Source organism: Selenomonas sp. FOBRC9 (genome assembly GCF_000287655.1).
Lineage (GTDB): Bacteria > Bacillota > Negativicutes > Selenomonadales > Selenomonadaceae > Centipeda > Centipeda artemidis.
This window is the reverse complement of sequence record NZ_ALJR01000044.1, coordinates 127,252-135,527: the sequence shown is the minus strand read 5'-3', so window position 1 is coordinate 135,527 and position 8,276 is coordinate 127,252. Positions and strand designations below refer to the sequence as shown.

At 56.2% G+C, this 8,276-nt stretch carries 7 protein-coding genes; 1 reads left to right on the top strand and 6 read right to left on the bottom strand.

From position 1 onward, the window contains the following. Nucleotides 1-374: 374 nt before the first annotated feature. Entirely contained in the window at nt 375-509 is a 135-nt protein-coding gene (locus HMPREF1147_RS12370) for a hypothetical protein (RefSeq protein WP_009439435.1), read from the top strand. Between the two features lie 288 nt (nt 510-797). Here the strand turns inward: HMPREF1147_RS12370 and HMPREF1147_RS10720 are convergent, their stop codons facing one another. The 6 genes from HMPREF1147_RS10720 to bioD all read right to left on the bottom strand — a co-directional run bounded on the left by HMPREF1147_RS10720 (nt 798) and on the right by bioD (nt 8,275). Next, nucleotides 798-1,862 carry an ABC transporter ATP-binding protein gene (locus HMPREF1147_RS10720; protein WP_009658864.1) on the bottom strand — a complete coding sequence of 355 codons (1,065 nt, stop codon included), beginning with the start codon at nt 1,860-1,862 and terminating at the stop codon, nt 798-800. Between the two features lie 3 nt (nt 1,863-1,865). Beyond that, nucleotides 1,866-3,548: an iron ABC transporter permease gene (locus HMPREF1147_RS10715; RefSeq protein ID WP_232208086.1), complete on the bottom strand. Its 1,683-nt coding sequence runs from the start codon at nt 3,546-3,548 to the stop codon at nt 1,866-1,868. 5 nt (nt 3,549-3,553) lie between these two features. Beyond that, entirely contained in the window at nt 3,554-4,645 is a 1,092-nt protein-coding gene (locus HMPREF1147_RS10710) for an ABC transporter ATP-binding protein (protein WP_009658841.1), read from the bottom strand. Nucleotides 4,646-4,783: 138 nt separating this feature from the next. After that, on the bottom strand, nt 4,784-5,809 hold the full coding sequence (locus HMPREF1147_RS10705; protein WP_009349386.1) for an ABC transporter substrate-binding protein: 1,026 nt from the start codon (nt 5,807-5,809) through the stop codon (nt 4,784-4,786). A 386-nt stretch (nt 5,810-6,195) separates the two neighbouring features. Then, nucleotides 6,196-7,575, bottom strand: a complete 1,380-nt coding sequence (bioA, locus tag HMPREF1147_RS10700; protein WP_009658786.1) for an adenosylmethionine--8-amino-7-oxononanoate transaminase — start codon at nt 7,573-7,575, stop codon at nt 6,196-6,198. A 13-nt stretch (nt 7,576-7,588) separates the two neighbouring features. Beyond that, entirely contained in the window at nt 7,589-8,275 is a 687-nt protein-coding gene (bioD, locus tag HMPREF1147_RS10695) for a dethiobiotin synthase (RefSeq protein WP_009658796.1), read from the bottom strand. Between the last annotated feature and the right edge of the window lies 1 nt (nt 8,276).

Genomic DNA, 8,276 nt, shown 5'->3' with positions numbered 1-8,276 from the left:
CCCCTTTCGTCAAGGGTAAAGTGCTTTCCCGATTTACGAACAGCTTCCATTGTGGTAGAATAGGCGTAATCCATAGTGATTGCTCCTTTGCTGATGTTTTGTAGCGGAACCATTATAGCACGGGATGTCACTATGGATTTTGTTTTTGTTTAGCTGTTCAACTTCATTTTACAACGAACCACATGAAAAAAACTGCCGAACGGCAGCTTTTTTCATCTGTAATCGCATTTTTGACACTGCGTCATCATATGCCCGTGGTCTTCCTTGAAGAAAAGCCATGCCCAAATACAGATGCTTTGCAAATAGGGACGACGGAGTTGCCTTTCTCGGTCAAATCACGCGCGACTTCCACTTTCCGCCGAAGAGACGTTCAGGTGCTGCACGGCTTCGACAGCGCTGCACACGCAGAGGCATATCTCTCGAGCGCCATGTTCAGCGACGATGTCGTCATCGGGCTCAAGCCGTATCTGAACGCTGCCCCCGACATACGCATCTACACCGTCGCATAACACAAATTTCATGAGAAAGCCGCCCCCATATGGAGGGTGACTTTCTCCTATGCCCACTTTTCCGTTACGGGTCCGAGGGCGTTATCACTCCTCTTTAGATGATCTTTGAACTCGTCTGATAGGTATCCACTGCGCCCCCTTATTCTTCTCATCCAGGGAAAGCAGCTCCTCCTTGAGAAAAGGTGCCGACGGGGCAATCTTGTAATGACACTCCATGAAAAAGGGCTCCACTTTTTGAAAGCAGAGCCCTTTTCATATGTTTTTTCTTATACACAAGACGTCCTGTTGTCAGTCCTTGTCCGAGTACCAGAATGGACGCAGGAGACGTACAGCACAGTTCTCTCCCTCATTCGGGCCGGACGCACGGCGCCCCTTCTGCACGCGAAGGAACTGATCTCCGATCTGAATCTGATAGTCGATGATCTCACCGAGGTAGGACTTGCGCGTTACCACGCCGCGCAGGACATCGGATGCCCCCTCCTCTGCGAAGTCAATCTCAGACGGACGGCTTGCGAGCGAAATCGCCGTCTCATTGCGCAGATTCTCCGGCGGCTCGAAGGAAGCGTCCAGCATGCTTCCTTCGAGCACAGGACGGCCATCCTGCCACGATGTCTTCAGGAAGTTTGAGAGACCGATAAAGCTAAAGACGAACTTGTTGACCGGATGGTTATAGATGTTGAGCGGCGTATCAACTTGCTGCATGACGCCGTTCTTCATAACGAGAATGTTGTCCGAGAGCGCCATTGCCTCCGACTGGTCATGCGTAACATAGATGATCGAGAAGCCGTACTTCATCTGGAGTTCCTTAATCTCAAAACGCATTTCCTCGCGCAGATGCGGATCGAGACTGGAGAGGGGCTCATCGAGCAGCATCACATCAGGATTGATGGCAAGGGCCCGCGCAAGCGCAACGCGCTGCTTGCCGCCGCCCGAGAGGAAGTCCGGGCTCTGATCTGCCGCCGAGAGGAGATTGGTCGCCTTGAGCGCCTCCGTCGAGCGCTGCTTGATCTCCTCCTCAGGGAGCTTGCGGATGCGCAGAGGGAACGCAACATTCTCATAGACCGAGAGATGCGGCCAGACGGCAAACGCCTGGAACACCATTCCGAAGTTGCGCTTCTCCGGCGGAAGGTAATGGTTCTTCTTCGGCGAAGAGAGCAGACGGTCGCCAACCCAAACCTCACCGTCGGAGAGATCCTCAAACCCGGCGACCATGCGCAGGGTCGTTGTCTTGCCGCAGCCCGACGGGCCGAGCATGGAGAAGCAGCTGCCCTTTTCGATCTCAAAATTCAGATGGTCGACGGCGGTCACGTCGCCGAACCGCTTTGTAACATTGACTAAACGTACATACGACATGACTCACATCCCCGCCTTCTTCGTAAAGTGGTTGATAATGCTCTGACCGACAATGATGATGATGAGCGCAATGCCCGCAAGCGCTGCGGACATAACGGTCTCACCGTCCTCGTTGAGTGTGTAGATCGCAACGCCGATCGTTCGCGTCGTCGGCGCATAGAGCATGATGGAGACCGTCAGCTCGCGCAGCGACGGCAGGAAGATGAGGAAAAATGCCGCAAACATGCCCGGCCGGACCAGCGGCAGAACGACGTCGCGCAGCGACTGCCACATCGTCGCACCGCAGGCACGGGATGCCTCGACAAGCGAGTCGTGCACCTGCTCGAGTGCGGCAGAGTTTGCCTTCAGTGAGAATGCCATATAGCGTGCGATGTAGGCAACGAGGATGATCCATACCGTGTTGTAAAGATTAATGCCGAACTGGCCGCTCCATGCGAGGATCACGCCGAGCGCAATGACCGAGCCGGGGACGGAGAACGGCAGCATGCCGAGGAACTCGAGAATCCCCTTCCCGCGCACCTTCATCTTGACAATGACGTAGGAGATCATGACACCGGCGAACATCGTAATGATTGCCGCGCTGAAGCCAAGCGTCACGCTGTTGAAGATCGCGTCGCGCGTAACCTTGTAGTCGAAGAGGATGAACTTATAGTTATCCAGCGACAGATTGCTGAGCGCAAACGAGAGCCCGTACGTCTTGAGACTGCCGACGAGGAAGATGACCGCCGTCGGGAGTAAAATTGTGAACGCAATATACGCGAGGCAGAAAATGAGGAGCGGATAGCGCAGGCCGCGCAGTTTCAGCTCCATCGGGCGGAAACTCTTGCCGCCGATGATCTGGTAGTGACCTGACCCGAGAATCTTCCTCTGCAGCCAGATGATGAGCGCCGCACTGATAACGAGCACCGTTGCAAGCACTGTGCCCGTACGGATTGCCTCAAAGCTTCCTCCGCTCTGGTGAATGCGTTCGTAGATCAGCGTCGGGATGTTGTAGATGCCGTTTTCAATACCGAGAACGGCAACCGTGCCGAAATGCGCCATTGAGTAGAGCATGATGAGGAGTGCGCCCGAGAGAATACTCGGCAACACCAGCGGGATCGTGATCTTGCGCGTGATCGTAAAGAGCCCTGCGCCCGAGATGCGCGCCGACTCCTCCAGGGTCGGGTCCATGCGCTCGAGCGCACCGCACACCTGAATGAATACGAACGGGAACAGATACATAATCTCCACAATACTGATGCCGTAGTAGCTGTAAATGTTGAAGATCGGTCCGGTAAAACCAAAGTTGTCAATGAAGAACTGGTTGATGAAGCCTGCATTCGGCGAGAGGAGCATCTTCCATGCGAGCGCGCCGATGAATGAGGGCAGCATGAAGGGCACAAGGAACATGCTCTTCATGAAGGTCTTGTGCGGCAGATCCGTGCGCGTAACCAGCCACGCAAAGAACGTACCGACAATGGTACTGCCGACCGTCGTGCAGGTCGCGATGATCAGCGAGTTGAGAAGTGCCTGGAATGTCTCCGGTTCCTTGAGTATGTCGACCACACTCGCGAAATTAAACTCCCCGTCTGCCCAGAATGCATTGAAGAAGATCAGGAGTACTGGGAATGCAACGACAATGACAAGAATGGCAATCGCAAGGAACAGAATCAGCTGCGCCATTCCAAAACTATTTGGCTTGCTCATGGAGCTCATTCGATCACCCCTCTTTTCAGTTGATCCGCCTCAAACCAGAGCAGGTTGAGGAAACGAACTTTGCAGGCATCGCCCGCCTGGAACATCAGATTTTTACTGAGTGCAATGTGTGTCTCAACGCTCGTCCGGAGATGCGTGCCGTCGATCTCAATGAGATAATCCATCATCGCACCGAGGAAGTTCGCACGCTTAATCGTTCCGGTCAGCCCCTCACCCTCGCGTGCGAGCACGACATCCGACGGCCGGAATCCGCCCGCCCAGCGTTCCGCATCCCCCTCCGGGGCCTCCCAAGGGATGGGCTGGCTGCCGCTGCCGACGAGGAACGCACCGTTCTCGCGGCGCACGTCGATGAAATTCGCAATCCCCATGAAGTTGAATACGAACGGGTTCACCGGCTGCTCAAAGATTTCCCACGGCGTGCCGATCTGCTGTATCGCCCCGGCCTCGTCCATGATTGCCACACGGTCCGAGATCGCAAGGCCGATCTCCTGATCGTGCGTAACATAGAGCACCGTGACATTCAGCTTGCGCTGCAGCTCCTTGATCTCAAAGCGCATCTCCTCACGCAGATTCGCATCCAGATTCGAAAGCGGCTCATCCAGAAGGAGGAGGGCAGGCTTGCCAACCAGTGCACGGGCCAGCGCAACACGCTGCTGCTGTCCGCCGGACAGCTCCGACGGCAGACGCTTCTCAAGACCCTTCATGCCGACGATCTCGACCATCTCCATAACCCGCTCGCGAATCTCCTCTTTCGGGCGCTTTGCGATCTTCAGAGGATATCCAACATTGTCAAATACCGTCATGTGCGGCCATACGGCATAGTCCTGGAACACAAGCCCGATGCCGCGGTTCTCCGGCGGCACCTCGACCTGCGCAGCAGGATCAGTGACAAGTGTATCGTCGAGATAAATTCTGCCCGCATCCGGCGACTCAAATCCCGCGATCAGACGAAGGAGAACGGTCTTGCCGCAACCGGACGGACCGAGCAGCGTAAAGCACTCCCCTTTCTTGATCGTCAGTGACAGATTGTTCAATATACTGCGGCTTCCATAGCTCTTGCTGACATCCTCCACACGGATAATATCCATACAGACCTCCCCCAGCCCGCAAGGCACGCGCTGTACCGGCGGGCAGCCTTTGGCACGGCGCAGTTGCCGGCCTCCACTCAAAAGGCGACGGAACGAACGAGTTCATTCCGCCGCCTCCTTGCTTCCAAGTTTATGCGCTTATTTCTTGCCGATGATCTCCGTGAACTTTTTGATAGTCTCCTCTTTCTGCGGGAGAATTTCCGTATAGTTCACCTTGATCGCACGCTGGAGCGCCTCCTCAGGTTTCGGCAGTCCGAATTTCTCAGGGATCTCAACATCGCTGCGCACCGGCAGCGTCCCCTCGTTTGCAATCATCGTCTGTGCCTCCTGACTCAGGAGGTAGTCGACGAATTTCTTCGCAGCGTCAATGTTGTTGGACTCTTTGAAGATTGCAACCGGGCTCGGAACAACAAGCAGTTCGGGCGGATATGCGAGTGCCACATGTGCGCCCTTCTTCACCTTGTTGTTCGTGATGTAGTCAACGGCAAGGCAGGCAGAGAGCTCGCCCGAAGAGGTATCGTCAATGACCTGTCCGGCGCCCTTGCCGATGCGCGTCTGATTTGCGCTCAGCTTCTCAAAGAACTCCCAGCCGAACTGCTTCTGCAGGAGCGCAATGCTCATGTAGGAGGTTCCGGAGAGGGCGGGGTCAGCGATGCCGAATGCATTCGTAAATGCAGGCTGCGTGAGATCGGCCCACTGCGTCGGTGCTGACTGGATCTTGTCCGTATTGTACGCAATGCCGAGTGTGCCGAGGCGTGCCGCCGTGAACGTACCGTCGTAGTCATCGAACGGATTCAGCAGCTCGCCGAACACCGGCGTCTTGTAGTTCTCGAGAACACCGTCCGCCTTCATCTTGTAGAAGTCAGGCACTTCGCTCGTCCAGATGACATCGGCGAGAATGTGGCCGCTCTGCTTCTCTGCAGCGATCTTTGCCATCAGTTTCCCTGCACCTGCCGACTGGTAGTCGACTTCGATGTCAGGATACTTTTTCTTGAATCCTTCGACGATGCCGCCGATCAGAGATTCCTTCATGGATGTGTAGATGACCAGCTTGTTCTTGCCGCCGCTTGCACCGCCGCTTTGCTGGGGACCGCCGCCGCACCCAACCAGCAGGACTGTACACAGAACTGCTGCCAGGAATGCGAGAATGCCTTGTTTTCTCATACATTCACCTCATTTAGAAAAATCTTCCTAGCCATCGCGCTCAATTTCTTTTTCGCTTTAATCAGACGAAACACGAAGAAATCGAATGCGGCGACAAATTTGATGGATATATTATAGCAATATATGTTCGCATCGTCAATCACTGTTGACAATGTATCTATATGATATACTTATCATAGATAGGCATAATTATAAACTCAAACTTCGCAGATGAATAATCTGCTGTAATTAGAAAATAAAGCAGCTATAATAACCATTTTGCTAGCGCTGCCCATAGTGACAGCCTCCTTTCCTAGGTACGCATTGGAGGAAAATACCTACATTATTTCTCACAAACAAACGGCAGGAATGCGAGCTATGCATTCCTGCCGTTTATTATGAAAACGCTACGCGCAAAGCCCCTGCCGCACAGCGCCGGGTAGTACCTCTTCGAGTGAGGCTTTTGCCATGGCGATGCCTGCCGAGAGCTCTTCGCGCGTGATATTGAGCGCGGGGTTGAAGTAGAGGACGTCGCCGAGGGGGCGCAGGAGGAGTCCGCGGCGCAGGGCGCGCTTGTAGATTTCATAGCCTGTGCGTCTCTGTGGGAGCGGCGTTTTCGTCTCTTTATCAGCGACCAGCTCGATAGCGTGAATGAGACCGATGTGGCGGATCTCGCCGACGTTCGGATGTGCGCCGAAGGCGTCCTGCATCTCGGCGGTCAGCCACGCCGCGGTCTCGCCCGCCCGCGTGAGGATATTTTGCTCGCGCATGACGCGGAGCACCGCGCGCGCTGCTGCGCAGCCGAGCGGGTTGCCCGCATAGGTGTGACTGTGCATGAAGGCACGCCCCGCCGCGTAGTCTGCATAGAACGCTTCATAAATATTTTCGCGCACACAGGTAATGGACATCGGCAGATAGCCGCCCGTCAGCCCCTTCGAGAGACACATGATGTCGGGCGTGATGCCCGCATGGTCGGAGGCGAACATCTTACCCGTGCGCCCGAATCCCGTTGCAATCTCGTCGCAGATGAGCTTTACATCGTACGCGTCGCAGAGTGCACGCAGCTTCCTCAGATAGAGCGGCGGATAGATGCGCATCCCCGCGCAGCCCTGGAGGAGCGGCTCCACAATGATCGCCGCCGTCTCGTGCGCATGCCGGGCAAAGGCGCGCTCCGCGTGCTCGAAACACGGGCAGTCGCAGCGCTCGCGTGTCTCGCCGTACGGACAGCGATAGCAGTCGGGCGCCTCCACATGAATGTTGTCCATCATCATCGGGCGGTACATCTCGGCGAAGAGATCCATGCTCCCCACGGAGAGCGCGCCGATCGTCTCGCCGTGGTACGCCTCCGAGAGACACATGAACCGTTGTTTCTCGGGCTTCCCCGTCTGTAAATAGTACTGGAACGACATCTTGAGCGCGCACTCGACCGCCGCCGAACCGTTGTCGTTGAAGTGAAACTTCGTCAGTCCCGGCGGCACAATATCCGCCAGCTCCTCGGCAAGGCGGATCGCCCCTTCGTGGGAAAAGTTGGCAAAGATGACATGCTCGAGCGTATCAAGCTGCTCCTTGACCGCGCGGTTAATGTCCGGGTTGCAGTGCCCGAGGAGGTTCGCCCACCACGAGCTGACAATATCGAGATATTTCTTCCCGTGAATGTCCTCTAGCCATACGCCTTCGCCGCGCGCCACGACGATGGGCGGCAGCTCCTCATAATCCTTCATCTGCGAGCAGGGATGCCAGATGTGCGCGAGATCCCGCTCCTCCAAGGTACGTTCTTTCGGTTTCATTGCTCTCCTCTTTTCAGTGATACAGTGCCGCGAGCCGGGGCGCATCGATCTCGAGTTCCGCGGCGTTCGGTGCTACCGCCGCGATGACCGGGATGCCTGTGATTTCCTCGATCATGCGGCGATTATCCTCCTCCATCGGATTGCCCGTATGATAGTTGTTGAGGATCACGCCGCGCACGGGGATCTCGCGCCGCTGTAAATGCTCGATGGTCAGCACCGCCGCGTTGATCGTTCCGAGCCCCGCATCCGCGACGACGATCGTGCCGAGACCGAGCATCTTGATGAGATCGTCCAAAATCAATTTTTGCTCGGCGTCCCAGCGCAAGGGACAGATGATGCCGCCGCTGCCCTCCATCGTCAGCAGCTCGTAGTAGTCCATTGCGCGTGCAAAATCCGCGCGCACGCGCTCGGGATCGATGGGACGATCGTTCCACAGCGCCGCCAGATGCGGCGACACCGCCTCCCGGTAGACGTAGGAGACCGCCGCAGGACCGCCCGGCGGAATCCCCGCCGCCTCCTGCACATGGCGCACATCGCCCGGCACGAGGGTGCCCTGCGCATCCGGCACCGCCCCCGAGAGCGCGGCTTTATAGTAACCCGCCCGATAGCCCGCATCGCGGAGTTTCTTCACGATCAGCCCCGTCACATACGTCTTACCGACGTCCGTGCCCGTCCCGGTCACAAAAAGCGCTTTTCCCATC

Coding starts and splice junctions, on each gene's coding strand:
- HMPREF1147_RS10720 (WP_009658864.1), bottom strand. CDS start 1,862: ATGTCGTATGTACGTTTAGTCAATGTTACAAAGCGGTTCGGCGACGTG.
- HMPREF1147_RS10715 (WP_232208086.1), bottom strand. CDS start 3,548: ATGAGCAAGCCAAATAGTTTTGGAATGGCGCAGCTGATTCTGTTCCTT.
- HMPREF1147_RS10710 (WP_009658841.1), bottom strand. CDS start 4,645: ATGGATATTATCCGTGTGGAGGATGTCAGCAAGAGCTATGGAAGCCGC.
- HMPREF1147_RS10705 (WP_009349386.1), bottom strand. CDS start 5,809: ATGAGAAAACAAGGCATTCTCGCATTCCTGGCAGCAGTTCTGTGTACA.
- bioA (WP_009658786.1), bottom strand. CDS start 7,575: ATGAAACCGAAAGAACGTACCTTGGAGGAGCGGGATCTCGCGCACATC.
- bioD (WP_009658796.1), bottom strand. CDS start 8,275: ATGGGAAAAGCGCTTTTTGTGACCGGGACGGGCACGGACGTCGGTAAG.